We start from the raw sequence: 24,304 nt of genomic DNA, 5'->3' as shown, positions 1-24,304 counted from the left end.
GTCAAACTCCCAGCATCATCCGGACAACCGATTCCAGACCGCGCCCGAGAGCGCGGGTATTTTCCGCATCGAGATGCACGCCATCGAGCGGCGTGGTTTTCGCAACCGAACTGCCGTCGAAGAAACCGCAGCCAAGTTCATCAGCAAGATCGCGATAGAGGGTCGCGAGCTTTGCAGACTCCTCGACACCACCGGCAAAGGACGCGGCAAACGGCGCGTTCGCCGTCTCGCACAGAACCGGCGGCGCGACGATCAGGATATCCGGCCCGTCGAATTCGAAGGGCCAGGCATGATTGCGGATCAGCCGCACCAGCCGGGCGATGCCCTGGCAGGCGGCAAAGGCCGAACCCGCCACGACAGGCTTCATGTCGTTGGTGCCGAGCAGCAGGATGACGAGATCGAGCGGTGCATGCGTTTGCAGGATGGTCGGCATCACACGGGCACCGTTGCGGTCGCAATCGGCCAGATGGTCGTCGAAGGCGGTGGTCCGGCCGTTCAAGCCTTCAGCAATGACGCGCGTGCCGTTGCCGAGCGCTGCCTGCAGCACGCTCGGCCAACGATCCTCGTAGGCATGACGGCCGATTGTCTCGGCGCTGTAGCCCCAGGTCAGCGAGTCACCATAGCAAAGAACGGTCTTCGTCATTTCCGCCTCCGCTCAATGCTCAGACGAGCATGCCCATCGGGTTTTCGATATAGCCCTTGAAGGCCTGCAGCAGCTGCGCGCCGAGCGCGCCATCGACGCAGCGATGGTCGGTCGACAGGGTGACGCTCATGACCGTTGCAATGGCCATCTCGCCCTTCTTGACGACGACGCGCTGCTCGCCTGCGCCGACCGCCAGGATCGTTGCATGCGGCGGGTTGATGACGGCTGCGAAATCCTTCACGCCCATCATGCCCATGTTCGAAACCGAGGTCGTGCCACCCTGATATTCTTCAGGCTTCAGCTTGCGATCCTTGGCGCGCTTGCCGAGATCCTTCATCTCGTTGGAGATGGCAGAGAGCGTCTTCAGCTCGGCCTTGCGGATGATCGGGGTGATCAGGCCGCCCGGGATCGACACGGCGACACCGACATCGGCATGCTTGTGCTTGACCATGTTGTTGTCGGTCCAGGAAACGTTCGCATCCGGAACGTCGCGCAGCGCCAAAGCCATCGCCTTGATGACCATGTCGTTGACCGAGAGCTTGTAGGCCGGTGCGCTGTCCTTGCGGGGCGCCGCATCGTTCAGCTGCGCGCGAAGCGCCATCAGCGCGTCCAGTTCGCAATCGACGGTGACGTAGAAGTGCGGCACGGTCTGCTTCGATTCCACCAGGCGGCGGGCGATCGTCTTGCGCATGTTGTCATGCGGCACGAGCTCATAGGAACCCTGCTCGAAGAGCTTGAGAACGGCTTCTTCCGAGGCACCCTTCGGGGCTGCAGCAGGCGCGGCAGCGGCCTGAGGTGCAGCTGCGGCAGCAGCAGGCGCAGCCGCCTTGGCGCCACCACCGGATACGGCAGCTTCGACATCGCTCTTGACGACGCGGCCATGCGGGCCGGAGCCGGTGACAGCGGCGAGATCGATACCGGCTTCCTTCGCGAGGCGGCGAGCCAGCGGCGAAGAGAAGGTGCGGTTGCCAGACGGTGCGACAGCAGCAGGCGCTGCGGCCGGAGCAGGAGCAGAAGGAGCGGCGGCTGCCGGGGCAGCTGCGGCTTCAGCCTTCGGTGCCGGGGCAGCTTCGGCCTTCGGAGCCGGCGCCGACGCACCGGCGCCGCTTGCGGCCGCCTTCACGTCTTCACCCTCGGCTGCCAGAACGGCGATCAGCGCGTTGACCTTGACGCCTTCCGTACCAGCCGGAACGATGATCTTGGCAACGGTGCCTTCATCGACGGCTTCGACTTCCATCGTCGCCTTGTCGGTTTCGATCTCGGCGATGACATCGCCAGACTTGACCGTGTCGCCTTCCTTGACCAGCCACTTGGCCAGATTGCCTTCTTCCATCGTCGGAGAGAGGGCAGGCATCGTGATGTTGATAGGCATCGAAATACCCTCCCCTTATTTGTAGCAGACGGTCTTCACTGCCTGGACGACTTCGTCGACATTCGGCAGCGCCAGCTTTTCGAGGTTTGCGGCGTAGGGCATCGGAACGTCCTTGCCGGCGATCGTCAGGACCGGTGCATCGAGATAATCGAAGGCCTGCTGCATGACGCGGGTGGCGATTTCGGTGCCGACCGAGTTCTGCGGGTAACCTTCTTCGACGGTGACCAGACGGCCGGTCTTCTTGACCGATTCGATAACGGTCGGAAGGTCCATCGGGCGCAGCGTGCGAAGGTCGATGAGTTCGACGTCGATGCCGATCTTCTCGAGTTCGGCGACAGCCTTGACCGCATAGGTCATGCCGATGCCGAAGGAGACGATTGTGACGTCCTTGCCCTGACGGTGGATACGGGCCTTGCCGATCGGCAGAACGAAATTGTCGTGCTTCGGCACATCGAAGTGCTGACCGTAGAGAATTTCGTTTTCGAGGAAGACGACCGGGTTCGGATCGCGGATCGCGGCCTTCAGCAGGCCCTTGGCGTCGGCTGCCGTGTAGGGCATGACGACCTTGAGGCCCGGGATCTGGCTGTACCAGGAAGCGTAATCCTGGCTGTGCTGAGCGCCAACGCGTGCGGCTGCACCGTTCGGGCCGCGGAAGACGATCGGAGCACCCATCTGGCCGCCGGACATGTAGAGCGTCTTGGCAGCGGAGTTGATGATCTGGTCGATCGCCTGCATGGCGAAGTTGAAGGTCATGAACTCGACGATCGGCTTCAGGCCGGCCATCGCAGCGCCGACGCCGACGCCGGCAAAGCCGTGCTCGGTGATCGGGGTGTCGATGACGCGGCGGGCGCCGAATTCCTGCAGCAGGCCCTGGGTGACCTTGTAGGCACCCTGATACTCGGCCACTTCTTCGCCCATGACGAAGACATTGTCGTCAGCGCGCATTTCTTCGGCCATCGCGTCGCGAAGCGCTTCGCGGACGGTCATAGAGACCATCTCGGTGCCGGCGGGGATTTCCGGATCGTTCGGTGCTGCGGCCTTCGGCTCAGCCGGAACCGGTGCTGCGGCAGGCTTGGTTTCTGCGGCCGGTGCCGGAGCAGCGGCGGGAGCCGGTGCAGCAGCGGGTGCGGCCGAGATGTCGGAAGCCGATTCGCCGTCCTGCAGGAGGATCGCGATCTTGGCGTTGACCTTGACGTTTTCGGTGCCGGCCGGAACCAGCAGCTTGCCGATCACGCCTTCATCGACGGCTTCGACTTCCATTGTCGCCTTGTCGGTTTCGATTTCGGCAATCACGTCACCCGAGGTGACCTTGTCGCCTTCATTCTTGAGCCACTTGGACAGCGTGCCTTCTTCCATCGTCGGAGAGAGGGCGGGCATGAGGATATCGATAGGCATTGGTTCCCTCCCCGATTAGAGCAGAATGTCGGTGTAGAGCGCGGATGCATCCGGCTCCGGATCGTTCTGGGCGAAATCGGCGCTGTCGGCGACGATGTCGCGGACGTCCTTGTCGATCGCCTTCAGATCGTCTTCGGAGGCCCAGCCCTTTTCGACGAGGCGCTGACGCACCTGCTCGATCGGGTCGTGCTCCGAGCGCATCTTCTGCACTTCGTCCTTGGAACGGTACTTGGCCGGGTCCGACATGGAGTGGCCACGGTAGCGGTAGGTCAGCATTTCCAGGATGATCGGGCCCTTGCCGGAGCGGCAGTGCTCGAGCGCCTCGTCGGCGGCAGCCTTGACGGCGCGCACGTCCATGCCATCGACCTGTACACCCGGAATGCCGAAGCCGGAGCCGCGCAGCGAATAGTTCGACTGTGCGGTGGCGCGGGCCGTTGAGGTGCCCATGGCATAGCGGTTGTTTTCGACGATATAGATGATCGGCAGCTTCCAGAGTGCCGCCATGTTGAAGCTTTCGTAGACCTGGCCCTGGTTGGCCGCGCCGTCACCGAAATAGGCGACGCTGACCGAGTCATTGCCGCGGTAGCGGTTGGCAAATGCCAGACCGGTGCCGAGCGAGACCTGCGCGCCGACGATGCCGTGTCCGCCGTAGAAATGCTTTTCCTTGGAGAACATGTGCATCGAACCGCCCTTCCCGTGGGAATAGCCGTTGCGGCGGCCGGTCAGTTCGGCCATGACGCCGCGGGCGCTCATGCCGGTTGCCAGCATGTGACCGTGGTCGCGATAGGCAGTGATGACCTGATCGCCATCCTTCTGCGCCATCTGCATGCCGACGACGACAGCTTCCTGACCGATGTAAAGGTGACAGAAACCACCGATGAAGCCCATGCCGTAAAGCTGGCCGGCCTTCTCTTCGAAGCGGCGGATCAGCAGCATCTCGCGGTAAGCCTTGAGCTCCTCGTCGCGATCGAAATCGGCGACAGGACCACCATTCGAGGCCTTGGCTGCGGATTTTGCGCTGGTCTTGCGGCTGGAAACGGTCGCGTTCTTTCGCGGCGCCATTCAACCCTCCCTATGGGTTTGTGGTTCTTAGGTGGCGCGTACCATAGGGAAGAAATATGGCCACAGCAATGCCATAAATGCATGGCACGTATTCAGGATTAAACCACTGATAACTCTATATAATTAACGATTAACCTGTTTTCAGTTAATTGGAATATGAATTGAATATCACGACCTCGTCGGCGCGTGACATATTCAGCTGGTAACGGGCTTTTTCGTCCAGCATATCCTTATCCAGAGAGCCGTCGCTGAGCAGCGCGACCTGCTGTTCGATATGCTCGCGCTTGGCCTTCAGAGTCGCAAGCTCCTTCTCGCGGGCGATGCGCCGCTGCTCGAAGAGCTCGGTCGCACGCAGGCCGTAATCGCCATGGATGCAATGATAGCCGAAATAGGAAAGAAAGGCGACCGTCATAGCCGGAACAACGAACCGGCCGATCTTCTTTTTCTTATGATGCTTTGTCCACATACGCACACATGCTCTAAAACGCATTACCTATGCGATGAGAGTAGCGCTGAGAGATTAACCGTCCGTTGACTATGAATTCTTGCGGGCAAGAAAAAACCCGCGCCGGTGAAGCGCGGGTTTCAAGGCATCGATCGCTAACGGCTATCAGCCGCGGATGATCGAGCGGCCGGCGTAGCGGGCCTGCGGGCCGAGGCCCTCTTCGATGCGGATCAGCTGGTTGTACTTTGCCAGACGATCCGAGCGCGACAGCGAGCCGGTCTTGATCTGGCCGCAGTTGGTGGCAACCGCGAGATCGGCGATCGTCGAATCTTCGGTTTCGCCCGAACGGTGCGACATGACGGCAGTGTAGGCAGCCTTGTGCGCGGTGTTGACGGCGTCCAGCGTTTCCGTCAGCGAGCCGATCTGGTTGACCTTGACGAGGATCGAGTTGGCAACGCCCATCTTGATGCCGTCGCGCAGGCGGGCCGAATTGGTGACGAAGAGATCGTCGCCGACCAGCTGAACCTTCTTGCCAGCCAGATCGGTCAGGGCCTTCCAGCCGTCCCAATCGTCTTCAGCCATGCCGTCTTCGATCGAAATGATCGGATACTGGGCAGCGAGCTGCGCCAGGTATTCGGCCATGGCGCCCGGCTCCAGCGTGCGGCCCTCGCCTTCGAGAACGTACTTGCCGTCCTTGAAGAATTCGGTCGAGGCGCAGTCGAGGCCGAGATAGATGTCTTCGCCGGGCTTGTAGCCAGCCTTTTCGATCGACTTCATGATGAAATCGAGGGCTTCAGGCGCGCTTTTCAGACCGGGTGCGAAACCGCCTTCGTCGCCGACGTTGGTGTTGTGCCCCTGAGCCGAGAGTTCCTTCTTGAGGACGTGGAAGACTTCCGAACCCATACGGACGGCTTCACGGATCGAGTCGGCACCGACGGGCAGGATCATAAATTCCTGGAAGTCGATCGGATTGTCGGCATGAGCGCCGCCGTTGATGATGTTCATCATCGGAACCGGCAGCAGGTGGGCCGAAGCGCCACCGACATAACGGTAAAGCGGCAGGCCGGCAGCTTCAGCGGCAGCCTTGGCGACAGCGAGCGAAACGCCGAGGATAGCGTTGGCGCCAAGGCGCGACTTGTTCGGCGTGCCGTCCAGCTCGATCATGATGTTGTCGATCTGGATCTGGTTTTCGGCATCGATGCCGCCGATGGCGTCGAAGATTTCCGTATTGGCAGCTTCGACAGCCTTTTCGACACCCTTGCCGAGATAGCGCTTGCCGCCATCGCGAACTTCGACGGCTTCATGCGCGCCGGTCGAGGCACCCGACGGAACAGCCGCGCGGCCCATGCTGCCATCTTCCAGATAAACGTCGACCTCGACGGTGGGGTTGCCACGGCTATCGAGAATCTCGCGGGCGATGATATCGGTAATTGCAGTCATGGGTTTCTTCCTGCTCGGTGGGTGGGATAAATCGTTTGAAATCGTCTTAATCGAAGGCACGCAAATTACAATGGCCGTTTTTGAGCCGCCTAACATGCCTTCGTTTCCGGCCTCATTCGAGGCCTATTACAGGATCATGTCAGCCTTTTGAACGTCAGGCCGCTTTCGCGATCGCGTCGAAGGCGAGAAGCTTTTCGAGAAGCCGCGGCATGTCCTTCAGATAGACCATATTCGGGCCGTCGGACGGGGCGTTGTCCGGGTCTTCGTGGGTTTCGACAAAAACACCTGCGACACCGACTGCAACGGCTGCACGCGCCAGGGTCTCAACGAATTCGCGCTGACCACCGCTCGAGCCGCCCTGCCCGCCCGGCTGCTGCACGGAATGCGTGGCGTCGAAGATAACAGGGGCGCCGAGTGCGGCCATGATTGGCAGCGAGCGCATGTCCGATACCAGCGTGTTGTAACCGAAGGAGGCGCCGCGTTCGCAGAGCAGGATGTTCGGATTACCGCTGGCATTCAGCTTGGTGAGAACATTCTTCATGTCCCAGGGCGCCAGGAACTGGCCCTTCTTGACGTTGACGATCCGGCCGGTCTTGGCGGCGGCAACGAGAAGGTCGGTCTGGCGGCTGAGGAAGGCCGGGATCTGCAGGATGTCGGCGACGGAAGCCACCTGCTCGCACTGCTCTTCCGTGTGGATGTCGGTCAGAACGGGAAAGCCGAATTCCTTCTTCAGATCGGAGAAGACTTCAAGCGCCTTTTCAAGACCGATGCCGCGCTCGGCGGAAAGCGATGTGCGGTTCGCCTTGTCGAAAGACGACTTATAGACGAGGCCGATACCGAGCGACTTGCAGAGTTCGCTCAGAACACCGGCGACCATGAAAGCGTGGTCGCGGCTTTCCATCTGGCAAGGACCGGCGATCAGCGACAGCTTGCCCGTATTCGAAAAAGTAACGCGTCCAGCACTCTCGCCGGCGACGACTTCTGCATTGGTATTTGTCATTGGGTCTCCTCGAAGGCAAAGATTGCGCCTTGTCCCGGCGCCGGCTTCACCAGCAGACGATTGTTCATACTGACATGGGTGATCCCGTTAGCAGCCAAATGCGCCGCTGTCACGGCCAGATCACCGACCGAAAAGACGATTGCGCGCGCCCTGAGGCCGTTATCGGTGACAAGTGGCTCGGCATCGAAATAGGCCTCCATGCCCTCGTTCGAGAAGATGGAAAGTCTCCCGTTCGGCAATTCGAAGGATAGGCCGAGTGCCGCCTCCTTAGGCTCCACTCCACCGCTGGCCGTCTCCAGAAATTCGGCGAAGGCCTGCGGATCCTCAGCGCTCAGGGCAATCTCGCTGATGCCGGTGACGCCGTTTGCATGGGTTTCCAGTGCCTTGCGATCGGCCGGAAAGGCGTTGATCCGCTGGCAGGCGAAGAAGAAGACATCGGGTGCCCGGAGATCGGCGGCAAAGGCGAGCTTGAAGGCGCCTGTCGCCTGCGTTCCGTCGGGCATGACGATCGGCCGCGAGAATTCGACCATATCACCGCCGCTGAGCTGCGCGCCGTCATAGGAAGCCTTGTCCGCATCGGCATCATCGGTGCCGAAGACGATGGCTGAAAAACCATCATCGCCGCAGCGGAAGCGGAAGGCCTGATCGCGGGCGACGAAGCTGTTGCCCTTCGCGACTGCCGCGTCGCACTCCGCTTGGCTCGCGACACCGAGCGGTTCGAGATAGGTCTTGTCGGCCAAGAAGACGCAGGCATTCTCCGTTCCGAACGGATGACGGCCATCGGCCGCGACGGTGAAACCGAGACGCCCGAGTCGCTCGCGGGCAACGTCGATATGGGTCACGGGCAGTACCAGATGATCGAGCGGATGCGTCATGGCGGTTCCTCCGGTGAAGCCGGCAGAGATTTGCACGCCCTGCCCGGCAAAGCGCAAGCGTGGATCACCAATGCGGCAAATAAACTTTCAAAAACGACGAAAAATCATCGGAAGTTTTACCAATATTTAGGCACTTGCGGAACACATATGGAACATATAGTGTCCGTTCTGGCTTTGTTTCACGAATCTGGGGAAAGACTTCGATGCTGACGCGCAAACAACAGGAGCTTCTCCTCTTCATTCACGAGCGGATGAAGGAGTCCGGCGTACCGCCGTCCTTCGACGAGATGAAGGATGCGCTCGACCTGGCTTCCAAGTCGGGCATCCATCGCCTGATCACGGCTCTGGAAGAACGTGGCTTCATTCGCCGCCTACCGAACAGGGCGCGCGCACTCGAGGTCATCAAGCTTCCGGAAGCCTACAGCCCGAGCATTCAGCCGCGCCGCGGCTTCTCGCCGAGCGTCATCGAAGGCAGCCTTGGCAAGCCGCAGCCCGTCGCGCCGCCGAAGCCGGCGAACGAGGACAATCACACGTCGATCTCCGTGCCGGTCATGGGCCGGATCGCAGCCGGTGTGCCGATTTCGGCGATCCAGCAGAACACACACGACATCACTGTTCCCGCCGACATGCTCGGAAACGGTGAACATTATGCTCTTGAGGTCAAGGGCGACTCGATGATCGAGGCCGGCATCTTCGACGGCGATACGGTCATCATCCGCAACACCAATACCGCCAATGCCGGTGATATCGTCGTTGCTCTCGTCGATGACGAAGAGGCAACGCTGAAGCGCTTTCGCCGCAAGGGTGCATCCATTGCGCTCGAAGCTGCCAACCCGGCTTACGAAACCCGTATTTTCGGACCGGACCGCGTCAAGGTTCAGGGCAAGCTCGTTGGCCTTATCCGCCGCTATCACTGAGCGTCTCGCTTTCACCAAAAGTGCCGCTGCGCCAATCGTAGGCGCGGTGGCCGGTCCAGGGCCGGTCGAGACCCTCGAATGATGTGGTGATTTCGGCGATCCCATTGGGGAAACGAAGCTCGACAGCGCCTGTCTTCCGCAGTGTCTCCCCGGTGAAAAGCAGGGCGCCTGAGCGGCAGGTATCGAGGCGCAGGCGAACCGGTGTGACGACGATATCGGATATGTCGCAGGCTGGGCCAAGGAACGCCGCATTCTCGATCACGGTCAGGATCGAACCACTGTCGAGCTTCGCCGTACACCAGGCCTTTTTCACGCATGAGAAGCGCTCGCCCGTCGCACTGGCCTTGATCGCGTTCATGGTGTCGTTCTGCTGTGCCTCTGTCAGTTTCAGCCTTTCACCGCGCGGTGCGGTTGGAATATCCGGGAGCGCCGGGAACGCCGGTGACAAATGCTTATCGATCACCAGAGCGCGCCTCCATTGATCAAAGATAAAGCCCGGTGGCCGCTCGCGATTGGTGGCGAGGCCGTTGTCACTGACGATGCCCGCCATGCTCCCGTCCTCGGCAATCACGATTTTCGGCGGCGGAGGACCTCCCAACATCGCGGCGGCTGTCGTCGATGCCACCAAGATCGCGGTGCCTAGATGGCGCATGCGGCTGCGCAGCAAAGTCAGCAGCAGGAAACCTGTCACCGCCGCGGGAAAATACCAAGACGCCAGGCGCCCGACGCCGATATCGCCGCCCCATGAAGCAACCGTCCTGGCGATGGCGATCACCAGATCGAGCCCGAAGCCCGTCACCTGCCACGCCCATGCATCGAGGCCGAAGGGCATCAGCAGCATGGCAATGAGGCCGAACGGCATGATGATGAAGGAGATGATCGGCATGGCAGCGAGATTGGCTGGCAGGCCATAGGCCGTCAGCCGGTGGAAGTGCTCGACCGAGAACAACGCGGTCGAGAAGCCGCCGATGACGGAGGTCAGCAGAATGCCACCGAAGAACGCCGCGGCGGAAGACAGCATCCTGACTGCGCGAAACTTTGCGAAGGGCCGGTCGCGCACCGGCCTCTCCTTCCAGAGCGCATAGCCCGCGACGAGGGCCAGTGTCGCGGCGAAGGACATCTGGAAGCTTGGTCCCATGATCTCCAAGGGCGAGAGGACAATGATCACCAGCGCCGATAGGGCTACGTTGCGCAGACTGATCGACGGCCGGTCGAAGAAGACTGCGGCCAACATGATCGCCATCATGATGAAGGCGCGTTCGGCGGAGACGGCGAAGCCCGAGATCAGGAAATAGGCGGTGACGGCGGCAAGCGCACCGGCTGCGGCGATCTTCTTGACGGGATAGGCCTGGACGACAGCCGGAAACAGGCTGAGCACGCTGCGGAAGCCGACGAAGAAGATGCCTGCCGACAGCGCCATGTTGAGACCGGAAATGGCAATGATATGCGCAAGCCCGGATTGGCGCAGCGCCTCGGTCGTCTCGCTCGAAATGGCGCGGCGCTCGTCCGTGACGAGAGCGGCGGCGAAAGCGCCGGTGTCGCCAGGCAGGATACCTCTGATACGATCGCCGATGCCGCTTCTGAGGCGATAAAGCCATTCAAGCGCGCGATCCTGCATCGATCCGGGCCCGGGTTCGGCCGCCGGAACTACGGCAGGGGCACCATAAAAGAAACCGTTGCCACCGACGCCGTCGAAATAGGCACCGAACGAAAAGTCGTTGAGGCCGGGAAGAGCGGGGCCTGACGGCGGCGTCAGCCTTGCCCTGCCCTTCAGCCAAGCCCCGGTTTGGAACTCCGCTTTCTGGCCGCGCGCAATCACGATCACCTGCTCTGGCGGCCGTTTCAGCGCCGGGTTCTCCGTCGCCTTGAGCGCCAGCAGATACCGCCAGCCGCCGCGGCCATCGCTTTCCCGCCGCTCTACGCGGCCTGTCAGCGTTGTCGTTACCGCCGAATCGAGAACGACAGTACCGGCTCTCCAGGTCTCGAATTGTGCGGCGAGGATGCCAACAGCGATCAACATCATGGAGACTAGGCAGATCCGGCTCCACTCCCGGCCGCGATCCGTCACTGCGAGCAGCAGAAGTAGCGCGATTGCGCATGAAAGCGGCACAGCCGGTGAAATGTCTGCGCCGCAGGCAAACCAGAGAACGGAGCCCAGTCCGAGCGCCACCGGCGCAAACAACATGCGGCCGCCATAAGCCAGTTCTTCGACAGCGCAGGCCGGCAGGCTTTGCACAACACGGCGCTGGAGCGACCGAAGAGCATGAATAGAAAGCTGCCGGCGGTGACCTAGATTAACAGGTGCGAAGAGAGAGCCCGCTGCAGGCGGCATCAGCGGCGTCTGCGGCAATTTGGCCGCGGCACCGATGGTGATCGTGCTGACGTCGCTGGTTTTCAACTCCGGCATGCAAAGAGCCTGATGACCCGATAGAATACAACCAGAATGCAACCCTGCGCGCGTTTCAGCAACAATAATCGATTGAAAAATGATGAAAAAACGTGAGTGCAAAAAGCCTAAATAAATCATCGGCTTCCGCTATGCGTTTACAGCATCGCAGGAGTGCCTAAAAGTTGATACTGCGATGCACAAAATGGCGTCACGGTAACTTGGCATTAGGCGCGCTATCATATAGCAATCTGAGCGGACGCTTAACCCTATGGCGCTTTTATGGCGCCGCCGCCAATTTGGAGGATCAGAATGACGGATCAAAGCGCAACAATCAAAATCGGCGACAAATCCGCCAATCTTTCCGTAAAGAGCGGAACGATTGGGCCTGATGTCATCGATATCGGCGCACTCTACAAGAACACCGGTTCCTTCACGTACGATCCTGGTTTTACCTCGACCGCATCCTGTGAATCGAAGATCACCTACATCGATGGCGATGAAGGCGTTCTGCTGCACCGCGGCTACCCGATCGAGCAACTGGCCGAGCACGGCGACTTCCTCGAAGTCTGCTATCTGCTGCTCTACGGCGAACTGCCGACCGCAGCGCAGAAGAAGGACTTCGATTACCGCGTCACGCACCACACCATGGTGCACGAGCAGATGAGCCGCTTCTTCACCGGCTTCCGCCGCGATGCCCACCCGATGGCCGTCATGTGCGGCTGTGTCGGCGCGCTCTCGGCCTTCTACCACGACTCGACCGACATCACCGATCCGCACCAGCGCATGGTCGCTTCGCTGCGCATGATCGCAAAGATGCCGACGCTGGCCGCCATGGCCTACAAGTATCACATCGGTCAGCCCTTCGTTTACCCGAAGAACGACCTCGACTATGCGTCGAACTTCCTGCGTATGTGCTTTGCCGTTCCGTGCGAAGAGTACACGGTCAATCCGGTTCTCTCCCGCGCCATGGACCGCATCTTCATCCTGCACGCCGACCACGAGCAGAACGCTTCGACCTCGACCGTTCGTCTCGCCGGCTCTTCGGGTGCGAACCCGTTCGCCTGCATCGCGGCTGGCATTGCCTGCCTCTGGGGCCCTGCTCATGGCGGCGCCAACGAAGCTGCCCTCAACATGCTCTCGGAAATCGGCTCGGTCGACCGCATCCCTGAATATGTTGCCCGCGCCAAGGACAAGAACGATCCGTTCCGCCTGATGGGCTTCGGTCACCGCGTGTACAAGAACTACGATCCGCGCGCCAAGATCATGCAGAAGACGACGCATGAAGTTCTCGGCGAACTCGGCATCAAGGACGATCCGCTTCTCGAAGTGGCGATGGAACTCGAGCGCATCGCGCTGACCGACGAGTATTTCATCGAGAAGAAGCTTTACCCGAACATCGACTTCTATTCGGGCATCACGCTGAAGGCTCTCGGCTTCCCCACGACCATGTTCACGGTTCTCTTCGCTCTCGCCCGCACCGTCGGCTGGATCGCGCAGTGGAACGAGATGATCGAGGATCCGCAGCAGCGTATCGGCCGTCCGCGCCAGCTCTATATCGGCGAGGCGGAGCGCAACTACGTACCGGTTTCCAAGCGCTAAGCGCCTGTATCGGTGAAACAAAAAAACCCGGTCATTTCTGACCGGGTTTTTTCTTGTCCAGAGTCTCGAGAACGACCTCGGCCGCCTTTTGTCCCGGCGGCTTGTCCGTCTGCATTCGCTGCCAGACGAGATCGAAACCCTCGATCATCGCGCGGCGCTGCAGCGTATCTGCCGACAGCCGCTCCATCCATCGCGACAGGCTGCCGCCGCGGACCACCTCGTTGATATATTCAGGCACGATCGCGTAATCGGCGATCAGGTTCGGAATGGCAGCCGTCCAGGTTTTGATGCGGCCCGTCAACAGCTTCATGATCCAGTCGATCTTGTAGGCCGACACCGTCGGCACGCCGGCAAGTCCCAGCTCCAGGATCACCGTTCCGGATGCGGCCATCGCTGCATCGGCTTCGGCGAATGCCCGCCACTTCGCCTCGCTGCCGACAAGGATCTCCGGCTTCACCGGCCAATCCTTGATCATCTCGCGCACCTGCGCCTCGCGCCTCGCAACGGTCGGCAGCATGAAGCGCATCTCGCCGTTGCGCGAGACGAGCTCATTCACGGCATCGCCGAAATGCGGCAACAGGCGGTTGATCTCCGAAGCCCTCGAGCCCGGGAGCAGCATGATCGACTTGACGGCATGCTGGGCAGAGTTTGCCCTTGCGCTGCGCGCGTTTCGTGTCGCGATGAGATCCTGATCTGCCGTCAGCCGGTGACCGACATAGGTCGTCGCCGGCCCGCCGAGTTCTTTCATCACGCCGGGCTCGAATGGCAGGACCGCCAGAACATGATCGACATATCCCAGCATGCGTTGTGCGCGGTATTCCTTCCACGCCCAGACACTCGGACAGACATAGTTGACGACAGGCAGATCCGGGAGAGCCGTGCGTACGCGTTTGGCGACGCGATGGGTAAAGTCTGGACTGTCGATGATGACGAGAACATCAGGCTTGGCGGCGATGATTGCCGCCGTGGTCTGGCGGATCAACCTGTAAAGCGTCGGCAGCTTGGCGAGCACCTGGCTGATGCCCATGATTGACAGTTCGGAATAGTCGAAAAGCGATTTCAGGCCCTGGGCTTCCAGCGCTTCGCCGCCGACGCCGACAAGCTCGACCGGGCCGTTGTGGATCTGTTTCAGAGCAGCGATCAGATCGCCGCCCAGCAGGTCGCCGGAAACTTCTCCGGCAATGATACCGATTTTCAGACTGATGCTCACGTCAGCCCCCATCCCGGCAAGCCGCGGTCGATGCCGCAGACGAAAAGGCCGGCCTGATCCGCCGCAGCGATCATCTCATCTCTCTCCAGAATCAGTGCCCTGCCCGCCTCGACGGCGACGCCTGCAAGACCGGCTTTCTGTGCATTGGCAATGGTCGATACGCCGATCGATGGCAGATCGGCGCGCAAATCCTGCTGCGGCTTGCAGAGCTTGACGAGCACACCTTTGCGGCGCGCCGATATCCGCCCTGCATTGCGCAGCGATGCGACCCGCTCCAGCATACCGTCGGTACCTTCGGGTCCCTCGAGCGCGACGACGCGTCCACCCACAGACACGGCACCCTGCCCGACATCCAGCAATCCCAAGGCATTGGCGGCCTCGGCGGCCTTCAGCATGTCGGAGATATCGTCCTTGCCCGGCACCACCGCACCAAGAGAGCCGACAGAAGCCAAAAGATCGGGGGCAATCTCTTGGGCGCCGATCACGCGGCGGCCGTTATTTTCGATGAGCTTGATCACCATCTGCAGCACGGTGTCATCGCCGCCGGAGATCAATGTCCTGACGACCGACGGGATCTTGACGACAGACTTCCAGGTCGGGCGTATTTCCCGCCATTCCGGCCGGCGGCGAACGCCACCGGACATCACGACGCGGCGGATGTCATGCTTGCTGAAGATAGCTTCGAGTGCGGAGACATCGCCGACGCCGATGACGGCATGGTCGTAGCCCTGCCAGGAACGGTCGACTTCTCCCTTCAATGAAATCACGAAGGGTTCATCGCCGGCGGCACGCGCTGCCTCGGCGACGTAAGCCGGCAAAAGGCCGTTTCCAGCGATGATCGCAAGACGGCCCTTCGCGGTGTCGCCGGAAACGGACACGCTCAGCCTTTCTGTCCCCGCGTCGGCGAAGACAGCGCCCGATCGCTCTCGGCGGCAATGAAATCGAGGATTTCGACAACCTGAGGGCAATCGGCGTATTCGGCGCGGATTGCGGCTGCGTTATCGCGAACCGAACCGGAGCCTTCGAAAATCGCCTTGTAAGCGCGTCGTACAGTGTGAATGACAGCGCGATCAACGCCGGCACGCGTCATGCCGACGACGTTCAGGCCGCCGAGCAGCCCCGGATTGCCGTTCAGCATGCCGTAGGGAATGACGTCGTAGCTCACGGCGGAGAGGCCGCCGACAAAGGCCTGACGGCCGACACGCGTGAACTGATGCACCGCCGAACCGCCGCCGAGAATGACGCGATCTTCGATCGTCACGTGACCTGCAAGCATGACGTTGTTCGACATGATGACATTATTGCCAACGCGGCAATCGTGGGCGACATGCGAATTGGCGAGGAACAGATTGTTGTCGCCGACGATGGTCTTGCCGCCGAAATCGCTGGTGCCGGTATTGATCGTTACGCCTTCGCGCATTGTGCAATTTTCGCCGACGGTCAGCGTCGTCTCTTCACCGGCGTGATGGACGCTTTGCGGATCGCCGCCGATGACGGCCATCGGAAACACCCTCGACCCCTTGCCGAGGATGGTCCGGCCGGTGACGATGGCATGCGGATGAAGCTCGACATTGTCATGAAGCGTCACCTTCGGACCGACATAGGCGAAGGGACCGATGGTCACGTTCTCACCGACGACGGCGCCGTCTTCAACGACGGCCATCGGGTGAATGCGGGCGCTGGCAGCAACCGTGCTCATGCCTTGTCCTTGCGTAGGATCATTGCACCGATATCGGCTTCCGCGGCCAGGTTACCATCAACCTTGGCGTCGCAGTGGAACTTCCAGATATTACCGCGCTGCTTCAGCTTCTTGACGTGGAATTCAACACGATCGCCGGGGATGACAGGCTTGCGGAAGCGGGCATTGTCGATCGTCATGAAGTAGACGAGATTACCGCTCGTGCCGTCCTTGCGCGCACAGATCGCACCGGCCGTCTGAGCCATGCCCTCGACCAGAAGCACGCCAGGCATGATCGGCGAGTCGGGAAAATGGCCGGTAAATTGCGGTTCGTTGGCCGTCACGTTCTTGATACCGATCGCGGAATCGTCACCGTCGATCTCGATGATCCTGTCGACCATCAAGAAGGGATAGCGATGCGGCAGGAGCTTCATGATCTCGATGATGTCTGCCGACGAAAGAGAAGCCTTTGCTTCTTCAGTCATTCTTGTCTCCCGTTTTGTTCGCCCGTGCCGCCGAACGTGCCATGATCTCGGCAGATTCGCGCAGGAAGTGCTTGATCGGCCTGGCCGGAATGCCACCGTAACGCTCGCCGTCCGGAATGCTTTGTACCACACCGCTCTTGGCAGCGATCTGAACGCCGTTGCCAATGGTAATATGGCCATTAATCCCGGTTTGACCACCGATCTGCACACCATCGCCGATCACGGCACTGCCGGCGATGCCAACTTGCGAAACAACCGCGCAGTGGCGGCCAATCTTGACGTTGTGACCGATCTGCACCTGATTGTCGATCTTGGTACCCTCACCAATGACGGTGTCGTCCATCGTACCGCGATCGATCGTCGAGTTAGCGCCGATCTCGACATTGTCCTGAATGATGACACGGCCAATCTGAACGATCTTGATCATGCCACGCGGACCCGGCGCATAGCCGAATCCATCCTGGCCGATACGTGCGCCATTGTGGATGATGACGTGATTGCCGAGAAAAGCACACAGCACGCTCGCGCCGCTGGCGATCGAACAATTGCGGCCGATCTTGACACCAGGGCCAATGATCGCGCCCGCTCCGATCCGGGTGCCCGAACCGATTTCGACACCGGCGCCGATGACAGCCAAAGGCTCGACGATGACGCCGACTTCCAGCTTGGCGGTCGGATCGACCACCGCGCCAGTGCCGATGGCGCTGTCAACCGACATGGATGGCAATGGCTGCAGAGCCGACGGATGCAAATATCCACCAGCCATCGCAAATGCTGTGTGAGGGTTTTTTGAGACGAGGGCCGGTATATGCGCCGGGATTGCAGACAGCAAAGCCGGATCGCACAGAACAGCCGATGCCTCGCATGTTTCCAGCTCGGCGCGGCTCCTGCGCGAAATCACATAACAGATGTCACCAGCCTTGGCACGACTCACAGGAGCCACGGAATGGATGATGACGTCTGCCTTGGACGAATCGGGGAGTTCTGCCCCGAGATATTGAGCGAGCTCAGAGAGTTTCACCCCATCCCGAGGCTTAAAGAACGAATTTTGCTCCATCGGCAATGCTCCAGAACGGAATTCCAGTATGGTTCCGGACTGCCGATATCAGAATTGGTTGTTGATGCCAAACTTGAAGTACTGCGTCTTGTCGTAGTCCTTCTTGACGACCGGGATCGCATAGTCGACGCGAAGTGCACCGAAAGGCGACTGCCAGATCAGGCCAAGGCCGACCGAAGCGCGCAGAGCTGCATCATCACCGTTGACATACTCCCCACCAGTGGGCTGCACATCGTTGCCGAACAGCGTACCGGCATCAGCAAATACTGCACCACGAAGACCGAAGTCACGCGGGAAGCCAGGCATTGGGAAGGATGCTTCAGCCGAAACCGTAAAGTAGGTCGTGCCACCCAGCGGATCATCCGGACCGCCGCCAACGCGTGGGCCGATACCCTTGTTCTCAAAGCCGCGAATATCGTTGTTACCCAGGGTGAACTGGTCGAAGATATTCAGATCCTTGCCGAGGCCGACTACGTAGCCAGCACCAGCGGAGAGCGAACCGATGATATCGGCATCGTCAGCGAGCAGATGGTAGTAGCGGGCCTTGCCGTAGACCTTGTAGAACTGCGAGTCGCCGCCGAGGCCTGCGATTTCGTTCGTCAGCGTTGCGTAGATACCTTCACGCGGCAACGTCATATCGTCGAGCGTATTGTAGGTGAAGGTCTGCGAGATCGACGACTTGATCCACGGACCGTTCTGAACGAGGTCCTGATACGGGGTCGAAAGATCGTCGATCGAGCCGTCCTGATCGTAGTCCATCCGCTTGAAGTTGTAGCGGAATGTCGAAGCCAGATCTTCGGTGATCGGCGCGGTTGCACGCAGGACGACGCTGTCTTCCGTATAGTCGTAGTTGTCGTTGCTCGAGGTTTCGCTGTGGTTCAGGTCGAAACCGGTCGCAAGACGATAGCCGAGGAAGTAGGGCTCGGTGAAGCTCAGGCCGTAGCTCTGAGAACCTTCGAGACCACCACCGGCAGAAACCTTGATGTACTGGCCACGGCCGAGGAAGTTCTTTTCTTCGATCGACGCTTCGAGAATGAGGCCGTCGCCGCCTGCGGCGTAACCGGCGCCGATACCGAACGAACCGGTCGACTGATCCTGAACGTCGACGACAACGACGACGCGGTCAGCGGCACTGCCCGGCTGCGTCGAGATGTTGACGGACGAGAAGAAGCCAAGCGCTTCAAGGCGGCGCTTCGCCTTGGTGATCATCTGCTGATTGAAGGCGTCGCCTTCGGAGACGTCGAACTCGCGGCGAATGACGTAATCGCGCGTGCGGCTGTTACCGCGGATTTCGATGCGCTCGATATAGGCGCGCTCGCCCTGGTCGACGAGATACTCGACGCCGATCGTGTTGTTGCCGAGATCGCGGTTGCCGCGCGGCGTGACACGGGCGAAGGGATAGCCTGCCGAAGCAACCTGGTCGGAGATGGCTTCCATCGACTGCTGTACGCTCTTGGCGCTGTAGACTTCGCCTTCATGCGTCTTGACGAGACCCTGCAACTGTTCGCCGCTGACGCCATCGACCGTCGACTGGACCGTAACAGGACCAAAATTGTAGCGCGGACCTTCTTCGATGTTGAAGGTGAGCGTGTACTTGTTCGTGGTTTCGTCGAACTGAGCGTCGGACGAGACGACCTTGAAGTCGGCATAGCCACGGTTGAAGTAGAACTGGCGCAGCGCCTCTTCATCGGCGTGCAGCTTGTCTTCGTTGTAAACGTCCTTGCGCGTCAGGAACGACAGGAAGTTCGAACGCTTCGTCGAGATGACAGCAGCCAGGCGGCCGGCGCTGTAAGCGTTGTTACCAACGAAGTTGATGGAATCGATCTTGGTGCGGTCACCTTCGTCGATGACGAAAGCAAGGTTCACGCGGCCTTCGCCGAGCGGAACGACCTGCGTCGTGACGTTGACTTCGCTACGGCCGGTGGCAGCGTAAGCTTCCTTGATGGCGGCGATGTCAGCCTGGATCTGCGCATCGTTGTATGGGCCGGAGGCGTGCGTACCGACAACGGAGGCCAGCTTGTCGTCCTTGACCTTGCGGTTGCCGTTGAAGACGACCTGGTTGACGAGCTGGGCTTCCTGAACCTGCACGACGAGCGTGCCGCCAGAGACGGAAATCTTGACGTCGGAGAAATAGCCAGTGCCGTAGAGCTGCTTCACCGAGTCATCGATGTCGGTGTTGGAGAAGCTCTTGCCTGGTGCGATGGTCAGGTTGGAACGCACAGCCTCAGCACCGACGCGGCTTGCCCCGCGTACATCGATGCGCTGAATGACTGCGGCTTCAGCCGCCCCCGCAGAGATGATTGTAATGACACCTGCGCCGGAAGCCACAACACTTGCAGACAGCGCAACCGCCGATACTGCGTTCAAAAATCTTGAACCAGCCTTCATTTCACCCATTACCTTTTTTCTCGTCCCCGTCGCCGGGAGAACCCGATTCCGGCCACGTGTGTCGTTTTACCCGCTTTTGACATACAAGCAAGGTAGCAAGTTAATTTCTGTTTACTTCATTTCGAAGCGTGACCCATTCGCCACTACAGCTTTGAAACATCGTAAATAAACGGTAATTTTCCCTCACCGCACGCGCTATCCAATTAGCGCGCTTATGTCATTCCAGGTGGCAAAAACCATTAGCGAAAGCACCATAGCCAGGCCGATGCGAAATGCAATTTCCTGAGCCGAGGACCCCAAAGGTTTTCCCCTCACCGCTTCAATCGCATAGAACATCAGATGCCCGCCATCAAGTACCGGTACAGGCATCAGGTTAAGCAATCCAATAGAGACGGACAATACTGCTGCGAGTTGCAGCAAAGCAGCAACGCCGAGCGTCGCCATCTGACCGGAGGCCTGTGCAACGCGGATCGGGCCGCCCAGCTGATCGGGCTTCATATATCCAGCAAAGAGGTTGCCGATATATTTGAACGTGCCGGTAACGATATGCCAGGTCTGGACGGTACCCTCTTTCAGGGCTGCGACCGGCGTGTAGGTCTGGACGCGGAAATGGCCGACTTCCTGATTGGTGACGATACCGATCAGGCCGATCTCGATCTTGTTGCCGAACTGGTCGGTCATGTCGGTACGCTTCGGCACCATCGGCAGGTCCAGCTTTTCGCCATTGCGCTCGATGCTGACGACGATCTTCTGCTCCGGACGGATGCTGACATAGCGGCGCACGTCATCAAAGGTCTCGACCTTGCCGCCATCGATGGCGATCAATAGGTCGCCCGGCAATATACCAGCTTCAGCAGCCGCACTTTCGGGCTTGACCTCGGCAACGACCGGATCGGCGACCGAGCGGCCGTAGATCGAAAACAGTACGGTAAAGATGGCGATCGCCAGAATGAAATTGGCGATCGGACCGGCGGCCACTGTCGCAGCCCGTTTCCAGAGTTTGGCGCCTGCGAAAGACCGCGCCCTGTCCTCTTCGGACATGGCATTCAGAACGCTGGTATCCGGTTTGCTCGATGCATCCTCGTCGCCGAAGAACCGCACGTAACCACCGAGCGGAATGGCGGAGATCTTCCATCGCGTGCCATGACGGTCGCTGAAGCCGATGATCTCAGGGCCGAAGCCGACAGAAAAAGCCAGGATGCGGATGCCGCTCCAGCGGCCGACGAGATAGTGCCCCATCTCGTGCACGAAAACGAGCAGCGAGAGAACGAGGACGAAGGGGATGATATACCCCGTCAGGAAGCCGAATATTCCGGTCAAGCCTTCCATAAGTTTCTTCCGCCGCCTTTCCGCGAATTCAAAGTCCGAACAACGCCGCGCCAAGCGGCGCTGCTGTGCCGCCTCTTATCAATGAAAAACACGTCGCAAGCAAGAAAGCCGCAAAGCAGGCGAAAATCAGGCCATCGACGCGGTCCATAACGCCGCCATGTCCCGGAATGAGACGGCTGGAATCCTTGACGCCGAAGCGGCGCTTGATGAAGGATTCGAAGAGATCTCCGGCCTGGCTGCAGACCGACAGGATGAACGCGACCGCAGCGGCGACCAGCCAATCGGCCTCAGGCACCAGGAAATAGGCAATCAGGCTGCCGGCGATCACAGCAGAAACCGCGCCACCCATCGCGCCCGACTGGGTCTTTCCGGGAGAAATCTTCGGTGCCAGCTTCGGCCCGCCGATTGCGCGGCCAACGAAATAGGCGAGGATATCGGTCGCCCATACCACGGCAAACAGGAAAAGCATGGCATGCAGGCCGCCTGTATCGGCGCCACGGATCTCAGCCAGCGCAATGCCCGTCAGCCCGGCATAGACGACACCTGCCGGAAACCAGCGGCTGACGCCACGCAGCAGCGTGAAGCCGATGGCAACGATGAAAACTGCCAGGAGAAGTCCGAGGGCCCAATCGAAGCGGCCAAGGAGAATTGCGAGGGCGATAGCAGCCTGCCCGGCCCAGCCTGCGGCATTGGCAACCGGCTCCTCGACGCTAAGGCGGGTGATCGTCGACCATTCATAGTAGATCAACAGCCCGATCAGCGCCGACAGCGCCTGGAACGCCAATCCACCGTACCAGGTCGCCGCAAGCACGATGATGGCAAGGATGATGCCCGAGATGATGCGAAGCTTCAGTTCCTGCTGCATCAAGTACCCACTGCCGCGGCTTGCGACGACAGTCCGCCGAAGCGGCGGTCGCGGGCGGCGTATTTCTCAAGCGCCGAATAGAACAGCTCGCGTCCGAAATCCGGCCAGTATTCCGGCACGAAGATCAGCTCGGAATAGGCGGCCTGCCAGAGCAGAAAATTGGACAGCCGCTCTTCGCCGCTGGTGCGGATGATCAGGTCCGGATCCGGAATGCCGGCCGTATCGAGCCGGGCGTTGATCAGCGCTGGCGTAATGTCCTGCGTCCGCAGACGGCCGGCCTCAACGTCCTTGGCAAGGCTGACCATGGCTCTCGCCATCTCGTCGCGCGAGCCGTAGTTGAAAGCGATGACCAGCGTCAGCGCGGTATTGTTGCTGGTCGTCTCTTCGGCTTCCAGCAGCAAATCGAGAATATCGCTGCGCAACGTGTGGCGGTCGCCGATGATGCGGATGCGGACATTCTCCGAGTGAAGCTCGGCGAGATCGCGACGGATGAAAGCCTTGAGAAGGCCCATCAGGTCGGAAACCTCAGCCTCCGGCCGGCGCCAGTTTTCGGACGAAAATGCAAAAAGGGTCAGATACTTGATGCCAGCGTCACCGGCAGCGCGGACGGTCGCACGGACCGCCTCCACGCCTTTGCGGTGCCCCATGGCGCGCGGCAAGCCGCGTTGCTTGGCCCAACGGCCGTTGCCATCCATGATGATGGCAACATGTTCTGGCATGCTCACGAATGCTGGTTCCGACATTTCCCGTCCGGTCTCTTGGGGCGCAGGCGAAAGCCTAGACCTGCATGATTTCCTTTTCCTTCTCGGCAAGCAAGCGATCGATTTCGGAAATCGTCTCATCCGTCATCTTCTGCACACGATCGGATTGCGCCCGGCTTTCATCCTGGCCAATGACACCGTCCTTTTCGGCTTTCTTAAGGCCGTCCATGCCGTCGCGGCGAACATGGCGAATCGCCACCTTGCTCTTTTCGGCATAGTCGTGAGCAACCTTGACCAGCGACTTGCGGCGCTCTTCGTTGAGCTCAGGCAGCGGAATGCGGAGATTCTGGCCATCGACGATCGGGTTGAGACCGAGGTTCGATTCGCGGATCGCGCGATCGGTGGCGCCGACCATCGACTTGTCCCAGACGGAGACCGACAGCATGCGCGGCTCGGGAACGGTGATGTTGGCAACCTGGTTCAGGGGCATGCGCGAACCATAGGCTTCGACGGTGACCGGATCCAGAATGTTGGCCGAGGCACGGCCGGTGCGCAGCGATGCGATATCGCTCTTGAATGAGGAAACTGCGCCATCCATGCGGCGCTTGATTTCCTTGATGTCGATGCCTTCGCTCATAGTCATGCTCCCGTCTCAGTCGGAATCGCGCCGTGTTTGCGGCGCCGTCTTTGTCAGTTGTCGGATACGATGGTCTTGAGACCACCGCCCGTCAAGATTTCAGCGAAACCGCCCTTCTCGTGGATCGAGAAGACGATAATCGGAATGGAATTTTCGCGGGCGAGCGCGACGGCTGCCACGTCCATGACCGCAAGGCCCTTGTCGAGCACTTCCTTGTGGGTCAGGCGGTCAAAGCGCGTCGCATCGGGGACCTTCTTCGGATCAGCCGAATAGATGCCGTCAACCTGCGTGCCCTTGAAGATCGCTTCTGCGCCCATTTCGGCGGCGCGCAGTGCTGCAGCCGAATCGGTGGTGAAGAAGGGATTGCCAGTACCGCCGGCGAAAATCACCACGCGGCCAAGCGACAGGTGATAGAGCGTCGCGCGCTGGGAGAAGCTTTCACAGATCTCCGGCATGGCGATAGCCGACAGCACGACGGTGTCGATATTCAGCTTGCGTAGCGAGGTCGCCAGCGCCAACGCATTGATGACGGTTGCGAGCATCCCCATGTGGTCGCCGGTCACCCGGTCGCCGCCCTTGGAGGCTACGGCAACGCCGCGAAAAATATTGCCGCCGCCGACGACGACGCCGACTTCAACGCCCATATGGCGGGCTTCCGCGATATCGGAAGCAATGCGGTCCGCAACCGCTACGTCGATGCCAAAACCCTGGCTGCCCATGAGGGCTTCGCCGGAAGCCTTGAGTAGAACGCGTTTGTAGACAGGCTCTCGCGACATCTTGGCTCCTCGTTTATCACCGCTGACTGCCGGATACACGA

At 60.2% G+C, this 24,304-nt stretch carries 22 protein-coding genes; 2 read left to right on the top strand and 20 right to left on the bottom strand.

The features are described from left to right. Position 1: 1 nt before the first annotated feature. The 8 genes from AC1DIJ_RS27915 to AC1DIJ_RS27880 all read right to left on the bottom strand — a co-directional run bounded on the left by AC1DIJ_RS27915 (position 2) and on the right by AC1DIJ_RS27880 (position 8,232). Complete coding sequence (locus AC1DIJ_RS27915; protein WP_112388126.1) at positions 2 to 643, bottom strand: SGNH/GDSL hydrolase family protein; 642 nt, start codon at positions 641 to 643, stop codon at positions 2 to 4. Positions 644 to 662: 19 nt separating this feature from the next. Then, the gene (locus AC1DIJ_RS27910; RefSeq protein ID WP_112388125.1) at positions 663 to 2,015 is read right to left on the bottom strand and encodes a pyruvate dehydrogenase complex dihydrolipoamide acetyltransferase; all 1,353 of its coding nucleotides are present in this window, start codon (positions 2,013 to 2,015) and stop codon (positions 663 to 665) included. Between the two features lie 15 nt (positions 2,016 to 2,030). After that, positions 2,031 to 3,410 (bottom strand): pyruvate dehydrogenase complex E1 component subunit beta, encoded by a 1,380-nt coding sequence (locus AC1DIJ_RS27905; protein ID WP_112388124.1) that lies wholly within the window; start codon positions 3,408 to 3,410, stop codon positions 2,031 to 2,033. A gap of 15 nt (positions 3,411 to 3,425) precedes the next feature. Next, on the bottom strand, positions 3,426 to 4,472 hold the full coding sequence (gene pdhA, locus AC1DIJ_RS27900) for a pyruvate dehydrogenase (acetyl-transferring) E1 component subunit alpha (protein ID WP_112388123.1): 1,047 nt from the start codon (positions 4,470 to 4,472) through the stop codon (positions 3,426 to 3,428). 145 nt (positions 4,473 to 4,617) lie between these two features. After that, positions 4,618 to 4,938 carry an FtsB family cell division protein gene (locus AC1DIJ_RS27895; protein WP_112388122.1) on the bottom strand — a complete coding sequence of 107 codons (321 nt, stop codon included), beginning with the start codon at positions 4,936 to 4,938 and terminating at the stop codon, positions 4,618 to 4,620. A gap of 144 nt (positions 4,939 to 5,082) precedes the next feature. After that, positions 5,083 to 6,357: a phosphopyruvate hydratase gene (gene eno, locus AC1DIJ_RS27890; RefSeq protein WP_112388121.1), complete on the bottom strand. Its 1,275-nt coding sequence runs from the start codon at positions 6,355 to 6,357 to the stop codon at positions 5,083 to 5,085. Positions 6,358 to 6,511: 154 nt separating this feature from the next. Next, positions 6,512 to 7,357: a 3-deoxy-8-phosphooctulonate synthase gene (gene kdsA, locus AC1DIJ_RS27885; RefSeq protein ID WP_112388120.1), complete on the bottom strand. Its 846-nt coding sequence runs from the start codon at positions 7,355 to 7,357 to the stop codon at positions 6,512 to 6,514. Further along, a complete protein-coding gene (locus AC1DIJ_RS27880) occupies positions 7,354 to 8,232 on the bottom strand; it encodes a VOC family protein (RefSeq protein ID WP_112388119.1) in 879 nt (292 codons plus the stop codon). The genes kdsA and AC1DIJ_RS27880 overlap by 4 nt, the downstream gene beginning before the upstream one ends. Before the next feature lie 203 nt (positions 8,233 to 8,435). Between AC1DIJ_RS27880 and lexA the strand changes: the two genes are divergently transcribed. Next, the gene (gene lexA, locus AC1DIJ_RS27875; RefSeq protein ID WP_112388118.1) at positions 8,436 to 9,149 is read left to right on the top strand and encodes a transcriptional repressor LexA; all 714 of its coding nucleotides are present in this window, start codon (positions 8,436 to 8,438) and stop codon (positions 9,147 to 9,149) included. Here the strand turns inward: lexA and AC1DIJ_RS27870 are convergent. Beyond that, positions 9,130 to 11,334 carry a ComEC/Rec2 family competence protein gene (locus AC1DIJ_RS27870; protein ID WP_477831712.1) on the bottom strand — a complete coding sequence of 735 codons (2,205 nt, stop codon included), beginning with the start codon at positions 11,332 to 11,334 and terminating at the stop codon, positions 9,130 to 9,132. The two genes, lexA and AC1DIJ_RS27870, sit on opposite strands and share 20 nt — an antisense overlap. 513 nt (positions 11,335 to 11,847) lie before the next feature. Here AC1DIJ_RS27870 and gltA point away from each other — a divergent pair. After that, a complete protein-coding gene (gene gltA, locus AC1DIJ_RS27865; protein WP_112388116.1) occupies positions 11,848 to 13,137 on the top strand; it encodes a citrate synthase in 1,290 nt (429 codons plus the stop codon). A 31-nt stretch (positions 13,138 to 13,168) separates the two neighbouring features. Here gltA and lpxB read toward each other — a convergent pair whose 3' ends face one another. From lpxB to pyrH, 11 genes are all read right to left on the bottom strand, one after another. Continuing rightward, positions 13,169 to 14,347: a lipid-A-disaccharide synthase gene (gene lpxB, locus AC1DIJ_RS27860; protein WP_477831707.1), complete on the bottom strand. Its 1,179-nt coding sequence runs from the start codon at positions 14,345 to 14,347 to the stop codon at positions 13,169 to 13,171. Then, positions 14,344 to 15,225 (bottom strand): LpxI family protein, encoded by an 882-nt coding sequence (locus AC1DIJ_RS27855; protein WP_112388114.1) that lies wholly within the window; start codon positions 15,223 to 15,225, stop codon positions 14,344 to 14,346. Before AC1DIJ_RS27855 ends, lpxB begins: the two co-directional genes overlap by 4 nt. Positions 15,226 to 15,227: 2 nt before the next feature. Continuing rightward, positions 15,228 to 16,046: an acyl-ACP--UDP-N-acetylglucosamine O-acyltransferase gene (lpxA, locus tag AC1DIJ_RS27850; protein ID WP_112444974.1), complete on the bottom strand. Its 819-nt coding sequence runs from the start codon at positions 16,044 to 16,046 to the stop codon at positions 15,228 to 15,230. Continuing rightward, a complete protein-coding gene (gene fabZ, locus AC1DIJ_RS27845; protein WP_112388112.1) occupies positions 16,043 to 16,510 on the bottom strand; it encodes a 3-hydroxyacyl-ACP dehydratase FabZ in 468 nt (155 codons plus the stop codon). Before fabZ ends, lpxA begins: the two co-directional genes overlap by 4 nt. Continuing rightward, a complete protein-coding gene (gene lpxD / locus AC1DIJ_RS27840; RefSeq protein ID WP_112388111.1) occupies positions 16,503 to 17,567 on the bottom strand; it encodes a UDP-3-O-(3-hydroxymyristoyl)glucosamine N-acyltransferase in 1,065 nt (354 codons plus the stop codon). The genes fabZ and lpxD overlap by 8 nt, the downstream gene beginning before the upstream one ends. A 48-nt stretch (positions 17,568 to 17,615) precedes the next feature. Further along, entirely contained in the window at positions 17,616 to 19,955 is a 2,340-nt protein-coding gene (gene bamA, locus AC1DIJ_RS27835; protein WP_112388175.1) for an outer membrane protein assembly factor BamA, read from the bottom strand. A 195-nt stretch (positions 19,956 to 20,150) separates the two neighbouring features. After that, positions 20,151 to 21,284, bottom strand: a complete 1,134-nt coding sequence (gene rseP / locus AC1DIJ_RS27830) for an RIP metalloprotease RseP (RefSeq protein ID WP_112388110.1) — start codon at positions 21,282 to 21,284, stop codon at positions 20,151 to 20,153. Positions 21,285 to 21,312: 28 nt separating this feature from the next. Continuing rightward, entirely contained in the window at positions 21,313 to 22,149 is an 837-nt protein-coding gene (locus AC1DIJ_RS27825) for a phosphatidate cytidylyltransferase (protein WP_112388109.1), read from the bottom strand. Then, positions 22,149 to 22,892 (bottom strand): isoprenyl transferase, encoded by a 744-nt coding sequence (locus tag AC1DIJ_RS27820; RefSeq protein ID WP_112388108.1) that lies wholly within the window; start codon positions 22,890 to 22,892, stop codon positions 22,149 to 22,151. The genes AC1DIJ_RS27825 and AC1DIJ_RS27820 overlap by 1 nt, the downstream gene beginning before the upstream one ends. A 34-nt stretch (positions 22,893 to 22,926) precedes the next feature. Further along, positions 22,927 to 23,487: a ribosome recycling factor gene (frr, locus tag AC1DIJ_RS27815; protein ID WP_112388107.1), complete on the bottom strand. Its 561-nt coding sequence runs from the start codon at positions 23,485 to 23,487 to the stop codon at positions 22,927 to 22,929. A 53-nt stretch (positions 23,488 to 23,540) separates the two neighbouring features. Further along, entirely contained in the window at positions 23,541 to 24,263 is a 723-nt protein-coding gene (gene pyrH, locus AC1DIJ_RS27810; RefSeq protein WP_112388174.1) for a UMP kinase, read from the bottom strand. Positions 24,264 to 24,304: the final 41 nt, after the last annotated feature.

This window comes from Rhizobium sp. 10N427, assembly GCF_056394605.1.
Note: the sequence above shows the minus strand (reverse complement) of the source record. Positions and strands in the feature narration are given on the sequence as shown.

Bases quoted from the DNA above. Each gene is read 5' to 3' on its own strand.
- fabZ (WP_112388112.1), bottom strand. From the start codon at position 16,510: ATGACTGAAGAAGCAAAGGCTTCTCTTTCGTCGGCAGACATCATCGAG.
- AC1DIJ_RS27895 (WP_112388122.1), bottom strand. From the start codon at position 4,938: ATGTGGACAAAGCATCATAAGAAAAAGAAGATCGGCCGGTTCGTTGTT.
- AC1DIJ_RS27820 (WP_112388108.1), bottom strand. From the start codon at position 22,892: ATGTCGGAACCAGCATTCGTGAGCATGCCAGAACATGTTGCCATCATC.
- AC1DIJ_RS27880 (WP_112388119.1), bottom strand. From the start codon at position 8,232: ATGACGCATCCGCTCGATCATCTGGTACTGCCCGTGACCCATATCGAC.
- AC1DIJ_RS27825 (WP_112388109.1), bottom strand. From the start codon at position 22,149: ATGCAGCAGGAACTGAAGCTTCGCATCATCTCGGGCATCATCCTTGCC.
- kdsA (WP_112388120.1), bottom strand. From the start codon at position 7,357: ATGACAAATACCAATGCAGAAGTCGTCGCCGGCGAGAGTGCTGGACGC.
- frr (WP_112388107.1), bottom strand. From the start codon at position 23,487: ATGAGCGAAGGCATCGACATCAAGGAAATCAAGCGCCGCATGGATGGC.
- AC1DIJ_RS27870 (WP_477831712.1), bottom strand. From the start codon at position 11,334: ATGTTGTTTGCGCCGGTGGCGCTCGGACTGGGCTCCGTTCTCTGGTTT.
- rseP (WP_112388110.1), bottom strand. From the start codon at position 21,284: ATGGAAGGCTTGACCGGAATATTCGGCTTCCTGACGGGGTATATCATC.
- bamA (WP_112388175.1), bottom strand. From the start codon at position 19,955: ATGAAGGCTGGTTCAAGATTTTTGAACGCAGTATCGGCGGTTGCGCTG.
- AC1DIJ_RS27910 (WP_112388125.1), bottom strand. From the start codon at position 2,015: ATGCCTATCAACATCACGATGCCTGCCCTCTCTCCGACGATGGAAGAA.
- eno (WP_112388121.1), bottom strand. From the start codon at position 6,357: ATGACTGCAATTACCGATATCATCGCCCGCGAGATTCTCGATAGCCGT.
- AC1DIJ_RS27905 (WP_112388124.1), bottom strand. From the start codon at position 3,410: ATGCCTATCGATATCCTCATGCCCGCCCTCTCTCCGACGATGGAAGAA.
- pyrH (WP_112388174.1), bottom strand. From the start codon at position 24,263: ATGTCGCGAGAGCCTGTCTACAAACGCGTTCTACTCAAGGCTTCCGGC.
- lpxA (WP_112444974.1), bottom strand. From the start codon at position 16,046: ATGAGCACGGTTGCTGCCAGCGCCCGCATTCACCCGATGGCCGTCGTT.
- AC1DIJ_RS27915 (WP_112388126.1), bottom strand. From the start codon at position 643: ATGACGAAGACCGTTCTTTGCTATGGTGACTCGCTGACCTGGGGCTAC.
- gltA (WP_112388116.1), top strand. From the start codon at position 11,848: ATGACGGATCAAAGCGCAACAATCAAAATCGGCGACAAATCCGCCAAT.
- lexA (WP_112388118.1), top strand. From the start codon at position 8,436: ATGCTGACGCGCAAACAACAGGAGCTTCTCCTCTTCATTCACGAGCGG.
- lpxD (WP_112388111.1), bottom strand. From the start codon at position 17,567: ATGGAGCAAAATTCGTTCTTTAAGCCTCGGGATGGGGTGAAACTCTCT.
- pdhA (WP_112388123.1), bottom strand. From the start codon at position 4,472: ATGGCGCCGCGAAAGAACGCGACCGTTTCCAGCCGCAAGACCAGCGCA.